Origin of the sequence: Listeria sp. ILCC797, assembly GCF_900186185.1 — a bacterium.
In the GTDB taxonomy this organism is placed as follows: domain Bacteria; phylum Bacillota; class Bacilli; order Lactobacillales; family Listeriaceae; genus Listeria; species Listeria goaensis.
This window is the reverse complement of record NZ_FYBS01000006.1, coordinates 66,075-87,104: the sequence shown is the minus strand read 5'-3', so window position 1 is coordinate 87,104 and position 21,030 is coordinate 66,075. Positions and strand designations below refer to the sequence as shown.

Genomic DNA, 21,030 nt, shown 5'->3' with positions numbered 1-21,030 from the left:
CAAATCTTTGGGGGAAAAGCATTGAAAAAATTAACGGCAACACAAAAAATGTTAGTGATTATTGGAATCATTTTGATGGTTGCAGTAACGGTTTTAGGACTTATTTGGAACAATCAATTGGCTGTTGTCATCGTGCTCGGCGTCATCCAATTTATACTCATACAAGCAGTTTGCTATGTTGGCATATATTCACAAATGAAAGTGGGCACTTCAAGAGGCACTAAGCTATTTAGTTGGGGAATTTTAACCACGTTTTTATTTTCAGCAATCATTGCCATTTTTGCTCCAGAAAACTTCAGATCCTATTCCGGTGCAATCATTGCGCTGTTAGGATACGGTTCCGCGCTCATTATGCGCGAAGTAGAAAATACGAATCCAGCAAACAAAAATCAAAAACGCGAAGAATAATGAATGGAAGGAGTGATTTTGATGGGCATTCATCAATATTTTCAAAGTTTATCTGATTTAGAAAACATTTATCGTTGTCCCGGGAAATTTAAATATCAAGAGCACTCAGTGGCAGAACATTCATTTAAAGTGACACAAATCGCTCAGTTTTTTGGAAATGTGGAAGAGCAAGCAGGCAATGAAGTGGATTGGCGCTCACTATATGAGCGCGCATTAAATCACGACTACTCGGAGCTTTTTATTGGCGATATAAAAACACCCGTCAAATACGCCACAGCTGAACTTCGTGAAATGCTCTCTGAAGTGGAAGAAAGCATGACGCAAAATTTTATTGAGCGGGAAATACCAGAAGAATTTCAGCCGACTTATCGCCATCTTTTAAAAGAAGGTAAAGATATGACGCTTGAAGGGAAAATTTTAGCCATTTCAGATAAAGTTGACTTGTTGTACGAATCATTTGGCGAAATTCGTAAAGGCAACCCAGAAAATATTTTTGTTGAAATTTATAGTGAAGCACTCGCAACAATTTATGAGTATCGTGATATGGAAAGTGTGAAATATTTCTTGCGTGAAATTTTACCAGACATGCTTGGTGAAAAAGGCATTCGCAAAACGGACTTGCCAGAACTTACGGCTGAAATAACAACAAAAGCGCTTCAAGATGGACAAAACTAGCGAAATGGTGAGAGGAAGATGAACGATGCTGGACCAAATTTTATCGGCAATTTTCTTCCCGGGCGTACTTGTCATTATTTTTGCGCGTGTCACGTTAAATCGTTTTGTGGCGTTGATTTTAATGGTGGGACTCATTGCTGCTAGCGCCAAACTTGGTTACACGGATACGTGGTGGCTTATTATAATTGATGCTTTTTCCATGACAGTGGGGTTTATGGTAGCAACAAATATGTTGAAACGTATTCGCGGCCGAGAGGAAGCACATAAATAGGTAAATATGCGATAAAGTGGTAAAATAGAAAAAGAAGGACGTAATCAAAATGATTGCGTTCTTTCTGTTTTACAAAAACAACCGAACGTATTTTCGGTTTTTGCTAGGATATAATTGTGCTTTATGGTAAAATAGAAGAGCTGAAAGTGGAGAAAAAAATGAAGCAGGAATGGGGGACTCACATTGACCGATAAATTTGAACTCGTCTCAGAATATCAACCATCTGGAGATCAACCGCGCGCAATTGAGCAATTAGTTGCTGGCTTAAATAGCGGCCTAAAACACCAAACTTTGCTTGGGGCAACCGGAACAGGGAAAACGTTCACGGTGTCCAACGTGATTCAAGAAGTCAATAAACCGACGCTGATTATGGCGCATAATAAAACGCTAGCTGGACAACTTTATAGTGAGTTTAAGGAATTTTTTCCAAACAATGCGGTGGAATATTTTGTTAGTTACTACGATTATTATCAACCGGAAGCTTACGTCCCGCAAAGTGATACGTATATTGAAAAAGATGCTAGCATTAATGACGAAATCGATAAATTACGCCATTCTGCGACTGCTTCATTACTCGAGAGACGCGATGTGATTATTATTGCCAGCGTATCGTGTATTTATGGTTTAGGTGCACCAGAAGAATACCGGGAATTAGTTGTGTCGCTACGTCCAGGTATGGAAATCAGTCGCGATGTTTTATTACGCCGCTTGGTGGACATTCAATATGACCGCAATGACATCGATTTTCAGCGCGGACGTTTTCGTGTTCGCGGCGATGTGGTTGAAATTTTTCCAGCGTCGCGTGACGAGCATTGTATTCGCGTTGAATTTTTTGGTGATGAAATCGAGCGAATCCGCGAAGTAGACGCACTCACGGGAGAAATTACAGGTGAGCGGGAACACATTTCAATTTTTCCAGCATCTCACTTCGTTACCCGCCAAGATACGCTCAAAAAAGCAATTGGAAACATTAAAATCGAACTCGAAGAACGTTTAAAAATATTACGTGCGGATAATAAACTTTTAGAAGCGCAACGCTTAGAACAAAGAACAAACTATGATATTGAAATGATGGAAGAAATGGGCTATTGCTCAGGAATTGAGAACTATTCAAGGCATTTGGCACATCGCCCAGCAGGCTCGACGCCGTATACGCTACTTGATTATTTCCCTGATGACTTCCAAATTGTTATCGATGAGTCGCACGTAACCATGCCGCAAATCCGCGGAATGTACAACGGTGACCAAGCAAGGAAGCAGATGCTTGTTGACCACGGGTTTCGTTTGCCATCAGCCCTCGATAACCGCCCGCTACGCTTAGAAGAGTTCGAGAAACACATCAATCAGATTATGTTTATTTCTGCAACTCCGGGTCCGTACGAACTCGAGAAAAATCCAGATGTTATCGAGCAAATCATTCGGCCAACAGGACTGCTTGACCCTGTTGTTGAAATTAGACCGATTGAAGGGCAAATCGATGATTTAATGGATGAAATTAATGAGCGCACAGAAAAAGATGAACGCGTACTCGTAACAACACTGACCAAGAAGATGGCGGAAGATTTAACGGACTATCTAAAAGAAGCTGGCATCAAAGTGCAATACCTCCACTCGGAAGTGAAGACGCTCGAGCGGATTGAAATCATCCGCGATTTACGCCTTGGCGTGTTTGACGTCCTAGTCGGAATCAACTTACTTCGTGAAGGAATAGATTTGCCAGAAGTTTCCCTTGTTGCAATTTTAGACGCGGATAAAGAAGGCTTCTTGCGATCAGAACGCTCGCTTATTCAAACGATGGGTCGTGCGGCGCGTAATGAACACGGAAAAGTTATTATGTACGCCGATAAAATTACCGATTCAATGCGCGTTTCAATGGAAGAAACCGAACGTCGTCGTCATATTCAAGAAGCGTACAATGAAGAACACGGCATTACGCCAAAAACGATTCGCAAAGAAATTCGCGGCGTAATTGCGGCAACTACTGCTGTAGAAGGTGAAGAAGAGGCACGTCCAGATTTAAGTAAACTAACAAAACAAGAGCGCGGACAGCTTATTGAAGATATGGAACACGAAATGAAGGCGGCGGCTAAAGCGCTTGACTTTGAACGTGCAGCGGAACTTCGTGATGCATTACTCGAATTAAAAGCGGAAGGATGAAACGAATTTGAATAAAGATAAAATTATCATTCAAGGGGCAAGAGCCCATAACTTAAAAAATATCGACGTTGAAATCCCGCGTGACAAACTGGTCGTCATGACGGGGCTGTCTGGATCGGGGAAATCTTCCCTAGCTTTTGATACAGTCTATGCGGAAGGTCAGCGTCGTTACGTGGAGTCGCTATCAGCTTATGCACGCCAGTTTTTAGGCCAAATGGATAAGCCAGATGTAGATTTAATCGAAGGGCTCAGCCCAGCTATTTCCATCGACCAAAAAACGACAAGTCGAAATCCACGTTCCACAGTCGGAACCGTAACGGAAATTCATGACTATTTAAGATTGCTTTATGCACGTGTTGGGCACCCAATTTGTCCGAACCACGGCATCGAAATTACATCACAAACCATTGAGCAGATGGTGGAGCGCGTTTTAGAATACCCTGAAAAGACACGCCTGCAAGTGATGGCACCCATTGTTTCTGGCAAAAAAGGCACACATAAAAAAACGCTTGAAGAAGTCAAAAAACAAGGTTACGTGCGCATTCGTGTTGATGGAGAAATCTATGATATTAACGACGAGATTACAATTGAAAAAAACAAAAAGCATTCTATTGAAATCATCGTTGACCGAATTGTTATTAAAGAAGGCATTCAGTCGCGCTTGTACGATTCGCTGGAATCCGCACTTCGATTAGCGGACGGCTATGCGGTTGTTGATGTTATGGGCGAAAAAGAATTACTATTTAGCGAACATTATGCCTGCCCGTATTGTGGCTTCACAGTTGGGGAACTAGAGCCGCGCATGTTTTCTTTTAACAGTCCATTTGGCGCGTGTCCGACATGTGATGGTTTAGGTACGAAACTAGAGGTGGACGTTGAAACGGTCATTCCAGATACTTCGCTTTCTTTAAAGGACGGAGCAATTGTTCCGTGGCGTCCAATTAGTTCGCAGTATTATCCGCAAATGCTGGAATCGGCATGTAAGGAATTCGGGATTGATATGAAGAAGCCGTTTGAAAAGCTATCGAAAGAAGAACAAAATATCGTTTTAAATGGTTCGGGTGACCAAGAATTCTTCTTTAAATACCAAAATGATTTTGGAATGACAAGAGAAACATGGATGCCATTTGAAGGGATTTTACCGAACGTGGAAAGGCGTTACCGGGAAACAAATTCGGACTTTACGCGTGAACAGATGGCGCAATATATGACGGACTTACCGTGTCCAACTTGCCATGGTTACCGTTTGAAGGAAGAAGCACGAGCAGTGAAAATTGATGGCAAACATCTAGGCGAAATCAGCCATTTTTCTGTGACGGAAGGCCTGGAATTCTTTTCAGAGCTAGCTCTTTCAGAAAAGGAAAGTCAAATTGCGGCTCCAATTTTAAAAGAAGTACGGAGTCGTCTAGGCTTTTTAAATAATGTAGGTTTAAATTATTTAACGCTTAGTCGGGCGGCTGGAACGCTTTCGGGCGGGGAGGCACAACGAATTCGACTAGCGACACAAATTGGTTCCCGCTTGACGGGTGTGCTGTACATTTTAGATGAGCCGTCCATTGGCTTGCACCAGCGCGATAATGACCGTCTAGTTGAAACGTTGCAAAACATGCGTGACATTGGAAATACGCTTATTGTCGTGGAACATGATGAAGATACGATGATGGCCGCGGATTATTTAATTGATATTGGACCTGGTGCTGGCGAACATGGCGGTCAAATTGTGTCTGCTGGGACGCCGGAAGAGGTTGCGAAAGATAAAAATTCCATAACTGGCCAATATCTTTCGGGAGAAAAATTTATTCCAGTACCAAGTTCACGCCGAGATGGAAATGGCAATAAAATCGAAATTGTTGGTGCGAAGGCGAACAATTTGAAAAATGTCAGTGCGGATATCCCACTTGGAACATTCACATGTGTGACGGGCGTTTCAGGTTCTGGAAAAAGCTCGCTTGTAAATGAAGTATTACGAAAAGCGCTGTCGCGCAAGTTAAACCGGGCGAATGCGAAACCGGGCGCGCATAAGGAGATTAAAGGGACGGAACACTTGGAGAAAATTATTGATATTGACCAGTCCCCAATTGGGCGGACGCCCCGCTCGAATCCGGCGACTTATACGGGCGCATTCGATGACATTCGCGACTTATTTGCCTCTACGAATGAGGCGAAAGTACGCGGATACAAAAAAGGTCGTTTTAGCTTTAATGTAAAAGGTGGTCGTTGTGAAGCTTGTAAAGGTGATGGCATCATCAAAATTGAGATGCACTTTTTGCCAGATGTCTATGTGCCATGTGAAGTTTGCGGCGGGAAGCGCTACAACGGCGAAACGTTAGATATTCGCTACAAAGGGAAAAATATCGCGGAAGTTTTAGAGATGACGGTTGAAGAAGGCTTGGCATTCTTTAAAAATCAACCTAAAATTGCGCGCAAATTGCAGACGATTGTCGACGTTGGCTTAGGCTATATCCGTCTTGGGCAACCAGCCACGACTTTATCAGGCGGTGAAGCACAGCGGGTTAAACTTGCCTCTGAGCTCCATAAGCGGAGTAACGGTAAATCATTCTATATTTTAGATGAGCCAACAACTGGTTTGCATGCCGATGATATTAGTCGACTTTTAAAAGTGCTACAGCGCTTAGTTGATGAAAATGGCGATACCGTTTTAGTTATCGAACACAATTTGGACGTCATTAAGCAAGCGGACTATTTGATTGATCTTGGTCCGGAAGGCGGCGATGGTGGCGGTCAAATTATTGCGACGGGAACACCTGAAAAAGTGGCACGTTCGAAAAAATCGTATACGGGTAAATATTTGAAACGGGTTCTTGAACGCGATAAAAAGCGAACGAAAAATCGGATTGAAAGTGCCCAGAAATAAAACTTAAAAGCCTGATTGGGAGGGAGTCTTCTCATCAGGCTTTTCCTTTTCCCCAAAAGTCTAAAGAAAGAATCGTTCTTAAGTTGTATGACAGATGACGTGGAATCCTTCATAATGAACATATAGTTAAAAGACCTATGAATTTAATGACTTTACTTACAATATATTTTTTAGGAGGAACTGGAATGGAAAACGAACGTAAACGCATTTTAGAACTCGTGAAACAAGGTGTTATCTCAACGGAAGAAGCGCTAACGCTACTTGAAAATATTTCGAAAAAAGAAGGCAAATCAGCAGCCTCTGAAAATATTCGTCAAGCTGAGCGCAGAACTTCTTATGAGGAAGCTTTTGAGAACGAGGAAGAAGAACAAGGTTATGACTACTCGCAAGGCTGGAATACAGCCGGTAATCCGTATCGCGGAGGAGAAGCGAAGAAACCGCGTAGAGAACGTCCAGAGCAAAGAGCAAAAGATGAGGAACGTGCTCGTATTGAAAAGGAAAAACGCGAAGAATCAATGAAAAATGTGATGAACGATTTATCGCAAGCTGGTGAAAAAATTGGTTCATTCCTAAGCAGTGCTTTCAATCAAGTGAAAGATATGCCGTTTCCATTTTTAACATCAACAAAAATTGAACGCGAATTTGTTTATCATGATACAACGCTTTCGATTTTAGAATTTGAAGTGGCAAATGGAAACATTGAATTTAAACCGTCCGATAATGATGATATTCGCGTCCATGCGATGATTAAACTATTTAAAGAATACCCAGAAGAAGAAGCAATGAAAATCTTCTTTGACCGCACAACGCTTCGTGTCGATGAAGAAACGCTTCGCTTTGAATCTAAATCCAAGCAAATCGTAACGAATTTAACAGTATACTTGCCACGTCGTGAATATGATTATGTGTCAGTGAAAATTTTAAATGGTAATTTCCACATTGATGAACTAACTGGCCGTGACTTGTTTGCGAAAACAACAAATGGGAACATTAGTGTCGGTACAATCCAAGCGACATTGACAGAAATCGAGTCGATTAACGGTAATGTACGCGTGCAAAACGGAAACGTGCGCGATGTTTCACTTAAAACCTTTAATGGCAATGTTTCAGTAAAAGGTAGTTTCTACTCAACCAATTTAATGACCAAAAATGGGAATGTCAATTATCACTTGCAAAATGAAGAAGCGGCATTCTTAAAAGCAAAAACTGGTGCAGGGAACCTAGAAATTACTGTGCCGAGAGAACTCGGATTAGACGGGCGCCTTCATACGAACCTCGGTAAATTATTATTAGATGTGAAAGATGCGAAAGTGTTGGATTCAAAATCTGAATCTGTAAGTAAAACGATGGTCTTCACGAAACCTGCTGCAGGTGATACACTTAAACTTGAGGCGGAAGCTACAACAGGTAGTGTCAAAATTCGTGAATCTAAGTGAAACGTGTAAAATAAAACGGAACTCAGAGTCTTCGCTTGGCGAAGACTCTTGAAAGGAAGCGCATAGTATGGACAAAAAACTAAGAAGATCTCGTGTTGATCGTAAAATCGGCGGTGTTTTTGGTGGTATTTCTGAATACACTGGTATTGATGCAACGATTCTACGTTTGATTTTCATTGTTGTCGCTGTTTTTACGATGAAAACGGGTATCGCAATTATTGCCTATATCATTGCCCTGTTTGTGATTCCTTCTGAAAATATGACGACGGAAGAAGTGCTTGATCATCATCGTAAACGTATTGATGAGAGAAAACGTCGTATGGAAGCGCGTAGAAATAGGCAGTATGACAGAAGAAAACACCACCACGAAGCGCATATGAATCATAAAATGCATCACGAAAAAGTAAGCATGCAACATGCGGAAAGAAATCATTCAGGAAGTCGACCAAGGCCGTCCCGTGAATTCAGCTTTGATGCTACAACATTTAGAGGGTTGAAAGTTCAAGTTGCAACCGGTGATGTGACGCTTCGTGTTTGGGAAAAGGATGACTTAAAAGTGCGCGTTGTACTAGCTGTGCATGAGAAAGCACGCTCCATTCGTCAATTAAGCGAAGACAAATTGTGGGACTATTTTTTCAGTCAAACCATGCTTGAAATTACGCCAGAACAATTTACATTTGAATCTAAGAATGATGTATTAAAAACAGATGTTGTGCTAACAGTGCCAAAACGGCTTTATGAACAAATGAAAATTCAGTTACTTAACGGAAACTTGAAATTTGATGATGTGTCTGTTGAAGATAGTATTTTAAAAGTGCGCCATGGCGACGTGAGATCTGCTGGGGCGAGTGGGAAGTTTTTAAGTGCCGAAGTAACGGACGGAGAAATTTTCTTTAAACGCGCCGATGTTGAAAATGTAGATTTGGCAACGCAAAAAGGTGATGTTTCGATTGCTGGAAACTTGCTTACAACGGTTGCTAAAACGGCTAATGGTGACGTGGATTATACAGTTTACAATGATACAGCCACGGCGGCTGATTTAAAGGCACCAAATGGAGATATTCGCATCCAAATTCCCGCATCGTGGAATGTGGACGGAACGCTTGGGACTAGACGTGAGAAGATTTATTTCGATTTGAAGAATGCAAAAGTTTGGGACAACTCGAATCAGACGTTTGTCTTTACGCAAAATGCGGAAGAGATTAGCACGGGAACAATTCAGGCGAATGTAAACACGGGTATTATTAAAGTAACAGAGCTTGAACAGCAAGAAGTGAAATAAGAAAAATAGTTTTAATCAGGAGGGAAAGTAAATGAAAAAGTTAACGAAATCTAACAACCAAAAAATGTTGGCTGGTGTATGTGGTGGTTTTGCAGAATACTTTGGTGTTGAAGTAACGTGGATTCGCCTAGCTTGGGCGGTTATCTCATTGTTCGCTGGTACAGGAATTCTACTCTATATTATTGCAGCGATTGTTATGCCGAAAGCTCCAAGTACAGAGTGGGAGTGATAGATTTTGCGTTTTATAATAGGTGTTTTAATTAATGCAGTACTGTTTGTAGCGTTATCGGGCTTCTTTTCTAGTTTTCACGTAGATGGTTTTACTACGGCGATACTGGCGAGCTTTATTCTAGCGATTTTGAATATGCTCATTCGACCGATTTTGCTACTGCTGACGTTGCCGATTAATATTTTAACGCTTGGCTTATTTACTTTTGTAGTCAATGCGCTCATGTTGGAACTGACAACGTATTTTATGGGAAGTTCTTTCAATATTGACGGTTTTGGAACAGCCCTTATTTTAGCGGCTATTATGGCTTTTGCCAATATGATTATTAATTCGGTTCTTTTTGACAATAAGAATCGGCGATAAGTTATGAGCAGTCGCTCATAACTTTTTGTTTGCGCTATTCGAATCTGGTGATCCATGGTAAAATAAAAGAAAAACCGTAGTGGAGGGACTTACATGACAAAAAGCGTGACGGTAAAGGAGTTAGTGGAGCGGCTTAACTTGCAGCTGATTTGCGGCGAAGAAGGTTTAGAGCGGCCCATTTCAACGAGTGATTTATCAAGGCCAGGTCTTGAATTAACTGGTTTCTTTTCTTATTATCCAGAGGACCGTGTGCAACTTTTCGGCATGACGGAAATTTCGTTTTCGGAAGGAATGGAGCCTAGTGAGCGGTTAAAGCGTTATAAGCAAATGTGCACGAAGCGAACGCCGGCTTTTGTTGTTTCGAGGAATTTAGAAACACCGAAAGAGCTAATTCAGGCGGCTAGCGAGGCTGGAATCCCGGTGCTCCGTTCGAGACTCAAAACGACGCGTCTTTCTGTTTATATAACGAACTTTTTGGAAAGTAAATTGGCGCCAGTTATTTCGATGCACGGGGTGCTTGTAGATATTTATGGTCTTGGGGTTTTAATTACCGGTAGTAGTGGCGTTGGGAAAAGTGAAACTGCGCTTGAACTGGTGAAACGAGGTCACCGGTTAGTTGCCGACGATAATGTTGAAATCCGCCAAGAAGATGAACTATCCTTAATTGGCTCTTCGCCAGCAATTATTGAGCATTTGCTTGAAATTCGCGGTCTCGGAATTATTAACGTGATGACGCTCTTCGGGGCAGGGGCAGTTCGGTCAAGCAAGAAAATTACGCTTGTTGTGCACCTTGAAAATTGGGATCCAACGAAACATTACGACCGAGTGGGACTTGACGAGGAAAAAACGCGCATTTTCGATATGGACGTTCCTAAAATCACCGTTCCAGTTCGCCCAGGCCGAAATTTATCTGTCATCATTGAGGTGGCGGCAATGAATTTCCGCTTGAAAAATATGGGATATAATGCGGCGGAACGTTTCACAAGTGACTTAAACAATTTGATTAGCCAAAATAGCATGAACGATTAACGAAGGAGGCTTGGCAATTTGGTCAAGCTTCTTTCTTTTTTGTGCGAGAAAAGGTAAAATTGAATAGTGAAAATGAAGAAAAGAAAGTAGGTTCGGAATGGAAAATCAAATTACACCGCTTGATCCGGTGGCAATTCAACTTGGTAACTTCTCCATTAAATGGTACGGCATTATTATTGCGCTAGGTGTGGTTGTAGCGCTACTTTTGGCACTAAGAGAGGCGACTAAACGCCGTTTTGATAAAGAGTTGTTTGTGGACTTATTAATTTGGGCAATTCCGATTTCAATTATTTGTGCTCGCATTTATTACGTTATTTTCCAATGGGATTTCTATAAAGATAATCCAAGCGAAATCATTAAAATTTGGCACGGTGGGATTGCAATTTACGGGGCGCTTATTGGGGCGGTCGGTACGGCTATCATATTCTCGCGTATCAAGAAAATCTCCTTTTTCCAACTAGCGGATATTGCAGCTCCAAGTTTACTGATTGCGCAAGCGATTGGACGTTGGGGAAATTTTATGAACCAGGAGGCACACGGGGCGGAAACGACGCGTAGTTTCTTGGAAAGCTTGCATCTGCCAGACTTTATCATCAATCAGATGTACATAGACGGCGCTTATTATCAACCCACTTTTCTTTATGAAAGTTTATGGAATGTGCTTGGGTTTGTTGTACTCCTTGTTTTACGCCGGACGAAGATTCGCCGCGGAGAGCTGTTTTTGGGTTACGTAATTTGGTATTCATTTGGTCGTTTCTTTATTGAAGGAATGCGTACGGATAGCCTGATGTGGGGCGACATGAGAGTATCACAAGTACTGGCTGTAATTTTAATTGTAGTGTCAATTGGCATGATTATTTATAGACGAATCAAACTAAATCCACCTTATTATTTAGCGGACAAATACGGGGAAGTGCCAAAAAAATAAGCTTTGCTTCGGCAAGGAAAGGTTGAAAGTATGACGAAAAAGATTACGACTTTGCTTTTTGACTTGGATGGAACCTTGATCAATACGAATGAACTCATCATCGAAACGTTTAAGAAAACCTTGGCGGAATTTTTACCAGAAAGAAGCTTTTCAAGAGAGGAAATTTTGCAATTTATTGGTCCGCCGCTTACGGAAACTTTTGCGAGCTTAGCGCCAGAACGAGTGGACGAAATGATTGCGTATTATCGCGAGTTTAATATTGTGCACCATGACGATCTCATCTTAGAGTATGACGGTGTTTACGAGGCAATTCGCGCGCTTTATGAGGAAGATTACAAGCTTGCGGTCGTTTCCACGAAAATGTACGATGTCATCATGAAAGGTCTGAAACTCACTGGCCTCGATAAATATTTTCAGGTCGTCATCGGGCTCGACCAAGTGAAAGTGGCGAAACCTGACCCGGAAGGAATTGAAATGGCGCTTGCGCTGCTAAGTTCAGAGGCAGACGAGGCGATTATGGTTGGCGATAATTTCCACGATATTCACGCGGGGAAAAACGCGGGTACGAAGACGGCGGCCGTTTCATGGTGCATTAAAGGTCCGGATTACTTGACGCAATTTGAGCCAGACTACATGTTAAAAACGATGGGCGATCTACTTGAGATTGTCCGTACCGAGGCCTGATATGCGAAACTACAAGCGTTACGAGCCGAAAGTTGCGAACGAAAACCCGCTCAACCACGTTTACAAGACGGTTCCGTTTTGGCGCACCTTTAAAAACACTGTGGTTATCGAATTTGCGCGCTACTTCCCGTGGATGGGTGGCAAACGCAATTTGTATCGCAAACTGTTAGGCATGAAGGTTGGCGACAAAACGGCAATTGCGTTTAAAGTGACCTTTGATTTATTTTTCCCAGAAAAGATTACGATTGGTAAAAATTCAGTTATTGGCTATCAAACGACGATTTTGACCCACGAATATTTAGTGCATGAATACCGCGTGGGCGCTGTTTCGATTGGCGATAATGTCATGATTGGTGCGGGCGTCATTATTTTACCGGGCGTCCAAATCGGCGACCGCGCTGTGATTGGCGCCGGTGCAGTCGTTTCGAAAGATATTCCAGCGGGTAGCGTGGCATTTGGTAATCCGATTGTGATTAGAGAAAAATCCGATTCTTAAGCGAGAATGGGATTTTTTGCTGTATTGACGGAAACGCGAACTATGATATACTAAATAAACGAAATGGAGGGGAGAAATAATGGCAGAAAAACGGTTTCGGGAACCGAAAGTGATTCACTTTCTCCCAAACGGACAATTTTATTTTGAACGAGGTATTGTGGCTTTTCGCGAGGAGAAGATGACGGAAGCGATAGGCTATTTGGAGCGCGCGCGTGATTTAGAGCCTTTTGAGCCGGTCATCATTTGTCAGCTGGCGATTTGTTATACGGAAATTGGGCAATTTCATAAGTCGAATCAACTTTTGCGTTACGTTTTAGAAAATTTGGATGGAAATATGTATTATTGTTATTACTTTATTGCGAACAATTTTGCTTATTTGAAGGACTTTAAACGGGCGCTTCAGTACGCTAAGCGGTATGTGGCGGAGGATCCAGAAGGCGAATATGTGGAAGAGGCGAACGATTTAATGGACGTTTTACTTGAAGAAACGCCAATCGGGCAAAATCTTGAAAATAAATTTATTAAAGTGGAACAGGAATTTTATGAATATAAAAAGGAAATCAACCGCTATTTGGCGGAGGAAGATAGTGTTTCGGCTTGTCGCGTTTTAGAGCGAGTTATTGATGAGAAACCGAACTTTTGGCCGGCTTACAACCAACTGGCGGCACTTTATTTTGAGCAGCTTCGCGAGGAGGAAGGACTTAAAGTTTTGTACGATTTACTAGAACGGTCAAGCGGCAATTTGTTAGGGCGCATTGATTTGTTTATGTATCATTACTTCAAGGCGAATGAAGAAGAAGTTCAGCAACTTTACGCGGAGCTTACGAAAATTGTGCCTATTTTGACGCATCACCGGGAACGGTTAGGCTACGTACATGCTATGATGGGGGCGTATAAGACGGCGGACGATTTTCTGGGCGATATTGTTGATTTAGAGGTAACCGAACGACCGAAGTTTTATTATTACCGGGCAAAAACCGCTTTTTATTTAGGTAATATTGAATTTGCGCATGAAATGTGGGCGCAATTTTTAAACTGTGACGTATATGAAAAAGAAGATTTTCCGTTTGATGAAGCGGCAAATGATTTTGCGGCGCATGTACCAAACGTTTTGCAACTTCTGGCATCGAAAGAGCGTACGCTGCACTATCTAGGCGTTTATGCGCTCTCAATTTCACCTGCGCGCGCGGAACTTGTGCTTTTTCACCCGCTGTTTGAAATGACGAATTGGACGTACGAGGAGCACCTCGTTTTCACGCAATTTGTCTTTCTCGCAGAAGGCATTCCCGAGCAAAATAGTCGCTATATGGTAGAACTTTTCGAAGAACTAAGACGCAAAAGCCTACCTCTTTCGGATGAAAACTTAGCGCTTTATATGCAAGTTGTAAAAACGGTTTGGCAGATTACTGAAAAACAAATCCTCTTACCTGAGTACGAGAAGAAAGCTGTTTTATCGAGCTTCGTCACCCGTTTTGGCAGTCCAGCGCAAATTAAACAAGCGGCTTTAGACCAAAAAATACAAGATATTGATTTATTCAAGTAGTGTGAGCATATATATAGACGAACTTACTGTTTCGTATTAAGCTAGGTGTAGACTTTAAAGAGCGACCTTAGGAGGATGTAAAATGGTAAGTGAAGAAAAAATTTATGATGTAATTATCATCGGAGCTGGGCCTGCTGGCATGACGGCAGCGCTTTATACTTCCCGTGCTGATTTAGATACATTAATGATAGAACGTGGCGTGCCTGGTGGGCAAATGGTGAACACGGCGGACGTGGAAAACTACCCGGGTTTTGATAGCATTTTAGGTCCAGATTTATCGGATAAAATGTTTGCAGGCGCGAAGCAATTTGGCGCGGAATATGCGTATGGTGACATTAAAGGGATTGAAGATTTTAAAGCATATAAACTGGTGACGGCTGGTTCGAAAAGCTATAAAGCGCGTGCGGTCATTATTGCGACTGGTGCCGAACATCGTAAACTTGGTGTAACGGGCGAAGACGAGTTAAGCGGCCGCGGCGTATCGTATTGTGCGGTTTGTGACGGAGCGTTTTTCAAAAATCGTGATTTAGTCGTTGTTGGCGGCGGCGATTCGGCAGTTGAAGAAGGCACTTACTTGACGCGTTATGCAGATAAAGTGACCATCGTGCATCGCCGTGACAAATTGCGCGCACAACAAATTCTGCAAGATCGCGCGTTTAAAAATGAAAAAGTGGATTTTGTGTGGGATTCCACAGTGGAAGAAATTGTTGGCGACGACAAAAAAGTAACTGGCGTACGTTTAGTGTCCACAAAAGATGGCTCTAAACATGATTTAGAAGCTGATGGCGTATTCATTTATGTCGGCCTTGTCCCGCTAACAAGCGCGTTCAACGACCTCGGCATTACCGACGATGAAGGTTACATTCGTACGAACGAAGAAATGGAAACGAGTATTCCGGGCATTTTCGCTGCTGGAGATGTTCGCGCAAAAAGCTTACGCCAAATTGTAACGGCAACCGGTGACGGCGGCCTAGCTGGACAAAACGCACAAAAATTTGTAGAAGAATTAAAAGAATCGCTTGAAGCGGTGAGTGAATAAGGTTAAAAGACTGCCAATTGTAGGCAGTCTTTTTTTCTTGCAACTTCCTTAAATAGTTTGAAAATTAATACTTTTAGTGTGGATTTTATTCTCTGGAATGTGCTACTATTTAATTGGGCGTGGATGGGTATATTATATCTAGGACATTAATTTTTATTTTTTGGCTGTACTTACTTGTAAAAACATTTGAATTTATTTCTAGTGATAAAAAATAAATGAACTAAAAATTTTATGTAAAATCTTTTTTTAAAGAACGAAAGGATGTCGTTTTAATGAAAAAAATTGCTGTTGTTACTATCGATGTGACTAAGGTTAAGGCTGCGGGCGGAAAAGAGGTCGCTTTTACGGTGCAGAATGAGGCGACGGAACAATGGGCTGAGGCGCATCAAGAATTCGATGTCAATCTTATTCGTATTCCCTGGTATGTGAAGACGGGCGACGCGCTTGTAAACTTCTTTGTGCGGAAAGTTTTGAAGATAAAAGACGTACCGGAATATGAAAATATGTTGCAATTCGTTTATTTCTCGCATATGAGCGCTTTTTATTTATCGAATGCGGAATTTGATGAGATTGTTTTTGAAAATCATGATCTGTTAGTTAAAACGTTGCCGCAATGTGAAAATGAAGCGCGGTACCGGGAAATTTCGACCGTGATGGAATGATGCGGGGGCCCCTTTTTTTGAGGGGGTTTTTTATTTAGGGGTGACGATTGCTTGGAACTGTTGTAAAATGGTACAAGAAGAAGCGGCGTAAGGAGGTCGACGAGATGAGTATTTTAGTGTTAGGTGGGGCTGGATATATTGGCTCTCACGCGGTAGATGGGTTGCTAGCGAAAGGGTATGATGTCGTTGTTGTTGATAATTTGCAGACGGGGCATCAGGCGTCTTTGAATCGTCAGGCGACTTTTTATAAAGGTGATATTCGGGACAAAGTTTTTTTACAAAGTGTCTTTAAAAAAGAAAAAATTGAGGGTGTAATCCATTTTGCGGCGAACTCGCTTGTTGGGGAATCGATGCAAATTCCACTCGTTTATTTAAATAATAATGTTTACGGGACGCAAGTTCTGCTTGAAGTGATGGAGGAATTTGGCGTTCGGCACATCGTTTTCTCGTCTTCAGCGGCGACATACGGCGAGCCAGAGCGTGTACCGATTACAGAGGACATGCCAACGAATCCTGAGAGCACTTACGGAGATTCAAAGCTTATTATGGAGAAAATGATGCACTGGTGTGACTTGGCTCACGAGTTACGTTACGTATCGCTAAGGTATTTTAACGTTGCTGGAGCGAAAGAAGATGGCTCGATAGGTGAAGACCACAATCCCGAGTCACATTTAGTTCCGATTATTTTGCAGGTGGCTTTAGGGCAGCGTGCGGAATTATCAATTTATGGTGACGATTATCAGACGGAAGATGGCACATGTGTGCGCGATTACGTACATGTGGTGGATTTGGTTGATGCGCATATTTTGGCGCTGGAGTATTTGAAAAATGGTGGAGTGAGCAATATTTTCAACTTGGGCAGTAGCAACGGCTTTTCTGTGAAGGAAATGCTTGATGTGGCGAGACGTGTGACAGGTAAGGAAATTCCGGCTGCAATTGGACCGCGCCGAGCTGGTGACCCTAGTACACTTATTGCTTCGAGTGAGAAGGCTCGTCAAGTTCTTGGCTGGACGCCGAAACATACGGATATGGAGGAAATCATTGGAACCGCGTGGAAATGGCATTTGGGCCATCCGAACGGGTATGTAGAATAAAATAGCGTTTGAACTGGCGACTTGAATTGTCGTCAGTTTGTATGTTTGACGACGAAGGAGGGACAAATTGAAACGAATTTTTGGTGAAATCGATGGAGTACCAATTTATGAGTACACACTTAAAAATAATCGTGGCACGGAATTTTCGGCTTTAAATTACGGTGGGATTGTGACGCGTATTGTAACGGAAGACCGTTTTGGCGAGTTTCAAAATATTAGTTTAGGGTTTGACAATTTAGCTGACTATTTGGCGCATTCGCCTTATTTTGGGGCTTTTGTTGGTCGTGTTGCGGGGCGGATTCGAAACGGCACTTTTGTGCTTGACGGTAAACAATATGACGTTGTGAAAAATAATGGGAACCACCAGCTGCACGGAGGCCGTCCGAATTTCAGTAAGGCGATTTTCCAAGTGGAAGAAGTACAAAATTCGCTTATTTTTTCCTACAAGAGCCCTGCCTTTGAAAACGGCTATCCCGGTGAAGTCGATGTGGTGATGCGCTATACGCTGACGGATGACGATGCATGGGTGATTGAATACGAGGCGAAGACCGACCAGCCGACGCTGTTCAACCCGACGAATCATACATATTTTAACCTTTCGGGGGATGTTAAAAAGGCGGTTTTCGAGAATGAGCTTTTTGTGCGAAGTCACGCATTCGCATGTGTGGACGCCGATTTAGTTCCAACTGGAGAAATTAGAGCGACTACAGGAACCGCGTTTGATTTTACTGCGAAAAAACAAATTCAAGACGCCATTTCAAAAGGTGACCCGCAAATCGATTTTGCGAGCGGTGGCCTCGATCATGGCTTCGTTTTGGAACATGAAGCGGGGCAACCAGATGCCGTTTTAATGGATGCTGAAACTGGTCGCGGGGTGGCTGTTCAGACGGACGCGCCAGCCGTTGTCATTTATACAGGAAATACGTTGTTTGGCGATTACAAAGTTTTTGGTGAAACAATTCGGCCTTTTTCAGGTATTACGTTTGAAACGCAAATTTTACCAGATGCGATTCACCACCCGCATTTTGGTGATAGCGTGCTGCGCCCTGAAAAGCCTTTTTATTCCAAAACGACTTTTCGCTTTTTTGTAAATAAAGCTTGAAACTGATAAAATATAACAGAAGGTATTTGTGAGAGGAGCCTATGAACGATGAATTGGAATACAGAATATGAGAAATGGTTAAACAATGCGCAACTAGATGCTGATTTACGTAAACAGCTTGATGGCTTGAGCGGTGATGAAAAGACACTTGAAGATAGTTTTTATAAAAATATGGAATTTGGAACTGCTGGAATGCGAGGTGTTCTTGGTGCGGGCACTAATCGCATGAACATTTATACGATTCGTAAGGCGTCTTACGGACTTGCAAAATTTGTAGCAGAAAATGGGGATGCGGCGAAAAAACGCGGTGTAGTCATTGCCTATGACCCTCGTCACATGTCACAAGAATTCGCGTACGAGAGCGCTTCGGTTTTAGGCGCCCACGGGATAAAAAGTTACGTGTTTGAATCGCTTCGCCCGACGCCGGAACTTTCTTTCGCGGTTCGCGATTTAAACTGCTTCAGTGGGATTGTCATTACGGCGAGCCACAATCCGCCAGAATATAACGGATACAAGGTTTACGGCGAGGACGGCGGGCAAATGCCACCAGCAGGAGCGGACGCGGTGACGGAATATATTGATTCGGTTGAGGACATTTTTGCGGTGGAAATTCGCGATACGAGCGAGCTCAAAGCGAGCGGGTTGCTTGAAGTTATCAGCGACAAAGTGGACGTGCCGTATTTGGAAAAATTAAAAGAGGTTACGGTGAATAAAGCGCTTGTAAAAGAAAAAGGTGACACGTTGAAGATTGTCTTCACGCCGCTTCACGGGACGGGTGGCATTCTAGGCGTGCCTGCCCTTGAAAGTGTTGGATTCACAAACATCATTCGGGTGACGGAGCAATTTGAAAACGATCCAGATTTTAAAACGGTAAAATCACCAAATCCAGAAAACCGTGAAGCTTTCCTACTGGCGATTGAATACGGTGAAAAATACGATGGGGATATTTTAGTTGGAACGGATCCTGATGCGGACCGTCTAGGCGTGGCTGTTCGCACGAAAAACGGCGAATACAACGTGCTTTCAGGTAACCAAATCGGCGCCCTCATTTTAAACTACTTGCTAAAACAAAAGAAAAACCAAGGCGAGTTGCCAGCTAACGCGGCCGTCTTGAAATCCATCGTAACAAGTGACCTTGGTTGCGAAATCGCTGAATTTTACGGGGCGGAAATGATTGAAGTTCTAACAGGCTTTAAATTTATCGCCGAACAAATTAAGCGTTTTGAAGAAACAGGTTCGAATACATTTTTATTTGGCTATGAAGAAAGTAATGGCTATATGGTGAAGTCATTCACACGCGATAAAGATGCTATCCAGGCGGTGCTTGCGATTTCAGAAGTGGCACTGGATGCTAAAGAGCGTGGATTCACGCTTTCCGAAGAATTGGACAATATTTTCTCCCAGTTTGGCTTTTATAAAGAGGATCTTGTGTCGCTTACGCTTAGCGGAAAAGACGGATCGGAGCGGATTAAAGAAATTATGACGAGCTTCCGCGAGAAATTGCCGACTGGTATGGGTGGCGAGAAAATCGAGCGTGTGGAGGATTACTTGCGCAGTGAAACGAATTTTATTGCGTCTGGCGAATCCGCGCCTATCTTGCTTCCGCGCGCGGATGTGCTTAAATTTTACTTGACTGACGGTTCATGGTTCTGCTTACGACCATCTGGAACAGAGCCAAAAATCAAGTTCTACTTTAGTATAAAAGGGGCAACTGAAGCGGCTAGCCAGAAAAAACTCGAGAAAGTTCGAGATGCACTCTTAGAGCTTGTTGAGCATTAAAATAGAAGGGGTTTTCGCAGATGCGAAGCCTCTTTTTGCATCATTATAGTGGTGATTATGGTAGAATAATAGATATAGTGAACGATGGAAGGATGAGTGCTTTTGGCAACGAATCAATTGCAATTAGTTATTATTACTGGAATGAGCGGGGCAGGTAAAACGGTTGCCATGCAGTCTTTAGAGGATCTTGGTTATTTCTGTGTCGACAATTTACCGCCGACTTTGTTACCTAAGTTTTGGGAGCTTATGAAGGAATCCGGCAAAATGAATAAAATTGCACTTGTTATGGATTTACGCGGACGTGACTTTTTCGACTCCATTGAGCAAGCGCTAGATGAACTCGATAACACTTCTTTTATTACGACTAAAATTCTCTTTTTAGAAGCAGATGATGGGGTTTTAGTTTCGCGCTATAAAGAAACAAGACGGCACCACCCACTTGAACCAAATGGCTCCGTTTTAGAAGGTATTAAAGCGGAACGCGATTTATTAAGTGATTTGAAAGGTCGCTCGCAACTTGTCATCAACACATCGAATATGAAGCCGCGCGAGCTTAGAGAACGAATCAATCAAGAGTTTAGAGCAGAGGATAAAGATGTTTTCAATGTGCAAGTGATGTCTTTCGGATTTAAGTACGGCTTGCCGATTGACGCGGATCTTGTGTTTGATGTAAGGTTCTTGCCGAATCCGCATTATATTGATAAGATGCGTCCTTTAACAGGACTTGACAAAGATGTTTATGACTACGTGATGAAATGGCCAGAAACGCAAACTTACTTGGATAAGACGCTTGATTTACTCAATTTTACGCTGCCTTATTACAAACGCGAAGGGAAGACGCAACTTGTCATTGCGATTGGCTGTACGGGCGGGCAACACCGTTCTGTTGCACTTTCTGAATACATTGGAAAAGCGTTGCAAAGTAAATACGAAACGACGATTTCACACCGAGATATGAAACGCAGAAAGGAAAAGTAG

Annotated in this window: 20 protein-coding genes; all 20 read left to right on the top strand. The window is 42.5% G+C overall.

Annotated elements, in window-relative coordinates:
• Positions 1 to 21: 21 nt before the first annotated feature.
• The 20 genes from BN1609_RS07795 (at position 22) to rapZ (ending at position 21,030) form a co-directional block, all read left to right on the top strand.
• A complete protein-coding gene (locus tag BN1609_RS07795; RefSeq protein ID WP_088809750.1) occupies positions 22 to 408 on the top strand; it encodes a hypothetical protein in 387 nt (128 codons plus the stop codon).
• Between the two features lie 21 nt (positions 409 to 429).
• The gene (locus tag BN1609_RS07790) at positions 430 to 1,083 is read left to right on the top strand and encodes an HD domain-containing protein (protein ID WP_088809751.1); all 654 of its coding nucleotides are present in this window, start codon (positions 430 to 432) and stop codon (positions 1,081 to 1,083) included.
• 28 nt (positions 1,084 to 1,111) lie between these two features.
• Positions 1,112 to 1,354, top strand: coding sequence for a CsbA family protein (locus BN1609_RS07785; protein ID WP_240310354.1), 243 nt, complete (start codon positions 1,112 to 1,114; stop codon positions 1,352 to 1,354).
• 183 nt (positions 1,355 to 1,537) lie between these two features.
• Entirely contained in the window at positions 1,538 to 3,511 is a 1,974-nt protein-coding gene (uvrB, locus tag BN1609_RS07780) for an excinuclease ABC subunit UvrB (protein ID WP_088809753.1), read from the top strand.
• A 7-nt stretch (positions 3,512 to 3,518) separates the two neighbouring features.
• Positions 3,519 to 6,386 carry an excinuclease ABC subunit UvrA gene (gene uvrA / locus BN1609_RS07775; protein ID WP_088840724.1) on the top strand — a complete coding sequence of 956 codons (2,868 nt, stop codon included), beginning with the start codon at positions 3,519 to 3,521 and terminating at the stop codon, positions 6,384 to 6,386.
• A gap of 185 nt (positions 6,387 to 6,571) precedes the next feature.
• Positions 6,572 to 7,822 carry a DUF4097 family beta strand repeat-containing protein gene (locus tag BN1609_RS07770; protein ID WP_088838992.1) on the top strand — a complete coding sequence of 417 codons (1,251 nt, stop codon included), beginning with the start codon at positions 6,572 to 6,574 and terminating at the stop codon, positions 7,820 to 7,822.
• A 67-nt stretch (positions 7,823 to 7,889) separates the two neighbouring features.
• Positions 7,890 to 9,104, top strand: coding sequence for a PspC domain-containing protein (locus BN1609_RS07765; protein ID WP_088809756.1), 1,215 nt, complete (start codon positions 7,890 to 7,892; stop codon positions 9,102 to 9,104).
• A gap of 31 nt (positions 9,105 to 9,135) precedes the next feature.
• Positions 9,136 to 9,333, top strand: a complete 198-nt coding sequence (locus BN1609_RS07760; protein ID WP_088809757.1) for a PspC domain-containing protein — start codon at positions 9,136 to 9,138, stop codon at positions 9,331 to 9,333.
• Between the two features lie 6 nt (positions 9,334 to 9,339).
• The gene (locus tag BN1609_RS07755) at positions 9,340 to 9,696 is read left to right on the top strand and encodes a phage holin family protein (protein ID WP_088809758.1); all 357 of its coding nucleotides are present in this window, start codon (positions 9,340 to 9,342) and stop codon (positions 9,694 to 9,696) included.
• A 93-nt stretch (positions 9,697 to 9,789) separates the two neighbouring features.
• A complete protein-coding gene (hprK, locus tag BN1609_RS07750) occupies positions 9,790 to 10,725 on the top strand; it encodes an HPr(Ser) kinase/phosphatase (protein WP_088809759.1) in 936 nt (311 codons plus the stop codon).
• Positions 10,726 to 10,822: 97 nt separating this feature from the next.
• Positions 10,823 to 11,653 (top strand): prolipoprotein diacylglyceryl transferase, encoded by an 831-nt coding sequence (gene lgt, locus BN1609_RS07745; protein WP_088815770.1) that lies wholly within the window; start codon positions 10,823 to 10,825, stop codon positions 11,651 to 11,653.
• A 30-nt stretch (positions 11,654 to 11,683) separates the two neighbouring features.
• The gene (gene ppaX, locus BN1609_RS07740) at positions 11,684 to 12,337 is read left to right on the top strand and encodes a pyrophosphatase PpaX (RefSeq protein ID WP_088840723.1); all 654 of its coding nucleotides are present in this window, start codon (positions 11,684 to 11,686) and stop codon (positions 12,335 to 12,337) included.
• Position 12,338: 1 nt separating this feature from the next.
• Positions 12,339 to 12,833, top strand: coding sequence for a DapH/DapD/GlmU-related protein (locus tag BN1609_RS07735; protein WP_088809762.1), 495 nt, complete (start codon positions 12,339 to 12,341; stop codon positions 12,831 to 12,833).
• Between the two features lie 79 nt (positions 12,834 to 12,912).
• Positions 12,913 to 14,376: a hypothetical protein gene (locus BN1609_RS07730; RefSeq protein ID WP_088809763.1), complete on the top strand. Its 1,464-nt coding sequence runs from the start codon at positions 12,913 to 12,915 to the stop codon at positions 14,374 to 14,376.
• 82 nt (positions 14,377 to 14,458) lie between these two features.
• Positions 14,459 to 15,415 carry a thioredoxin-disulfide reductase gene (trxB, locus tag BN1609_RS07725; protein ID WP_088809764.1) on the top strand — a complete coding sequence of 319 codons (957 nt, stop codon included), beginning with the start codon at positions 14,459 to 14,461 and terminating at the stop codon, positions 15,413 to 15,415.
• Between the two features lie 272 nt (positions 15,416 to 15,687).
• Entirely contained in the window at positions 15,688 to 16,077 is a 390-nt protein-coding gene (locus BN1609_RS07720; protein ID WP_088809765.1) for a hypothetical protein, read from the top strand.
• 104 nt (positions 16,078 to 16,181) lie between these two features.
• A complete protein-coding gene (galE, locus tag BN1609_RS07715; protein ID WP_088809766.1) occupies positions 16,182 to 17,171 on the top strand; it encodes a UDP-glucose 4-epimerase GalE in 990 nt (329 codons plus the stop codon).
• Between the two features lie 67 nt (positions 17,172 to 17,238).
• Positions 17,239 to 18,273 carry an aldose epimerase family protein gene (locus tag BN1609_RS07710; protein WP_088840722.1) on the top strand — a complete coding sequence of 345 codons (1,035 nt, stop codon included), beginning with the start codon at positions 17,239 to 17,241 and terminating at the stop codon, positions 18,271 to 18,273.
• A gap of 48 nt (positions 18,274 to 18,321) precedes the next feature.
• Positions 18,322 to 20,052, top strand: a complete 1,731-nt coding sequence (locus BN1609_RS07705) for a phospho-sugar mutase (protein ID WP_088840721.1) — start codon at positions 18,322 to 18,324, stop codon at positions 20,050 to 20,052.
• A 102-nt stretch (positions 20,053 to 20,154) separates the two neighbouring features.
• On the top strand, positions 20,155 to 21,030 hold the full coding sequence (gene rapZ / locus BN1609_RS07700) for an RNase adapter RapZ (RefSeq protein WP_088809769.1): 876 nt from the start codon (positions 20,155 to 20,157) through the stop codon (positions 21,028 to 21,030).

Excerpts from the sequence above, each read along its gene's own strand:
- BN1609_RS07705 (WP_088840721.1), top strand. The coding sequence starts at position 18,322 with ATGAATTGGAATACAGAATATGAGAAATGGTTAAACAATGCGCAACTA.
- trxB (WP_088809764.1), top strand. The coding sequence starts at position 14,459 with ATGGTAAGTGAAGAAAAAATTTATGATGTAATTATCATCGGAGCTGGG.
- BN1609_RS07790 (WP_088809751.1), top strand. The coding sequence starts at position 430 with ATGGGCATTCATCAATATTTTCAAAGTTTATCTGATTTAGAAAACATT.
- galE (WP_088809766.1), top strand. The coding sequence starts at position 16,182 with ATGAGTATTTTAGTGTTAGGTGGGGCTGGATATATTGGCTCTCACGCG.
- ppaX (WP_088840723.1), top strand. The coding sequence starts at position 11,684 with ATGACGAAAAAGATTACGACTTTGCTTTTTGACTTGGATGGAACCTTG.
- BN1609_RS07770 (WP_088838992.1), top strand. The coding sequence starts at position 6,572 with ATGGAAAACGAACGTAAACGCATTTTAGAACTCGTGAAACAAGGTGTT.
- BN1609_RS07730 (WP_088809763.1), top strand. The coding sequence starts at position 12,913 with ATGGCAGAAAAACGGTTTCGGGAACCGAAAGTGATTCACTTTCTCCCA.
- lgt (WP_088815770.1), top strand. The coding sequence starts at position 10,823 with ATGGAAAATCAAATTACACCGCTTGATCCGGTGGCAATTCAACTTGGT.
- BN1609_RS07760 (WP_088809757.1), top strand. The coding sequence starts at position 9,136 with ATGAAAAAGTTAACGAAATCTAACAACCAAAAAATGTTGGCTGGTGTA.
- BN1609_RS07765 (WP_088809756.1), top strand. The coding sequence starts at position 7,890 with ATGGACAAAAAACTAAGAAGATCTCGTGTTGATCGTAAAATCGGCGGT.
- BN1609_RS07720 (WP_088809765.1), top strand. The coding sequence starts at position 15,688 with ATGAAAAAAATTGCTGTTGTTACTATCGATGTGACTAAGGTTAAGGCT.
- hprK (WP_088809759.1), top strand. The coding sequence starts at position 9,790 with ATGACAAAAAGCGTGACGGTAAAGGAGTTAGTGGAGCGGCTTAACTTG.
- BN1609_RS07735 (WP_088809762.1), top strand. The coding sequence starts at position 12,339 with ATGCGAAACTACAAGCGTTACGAGCCGAAAGTTGCGAACGAAAACCCG.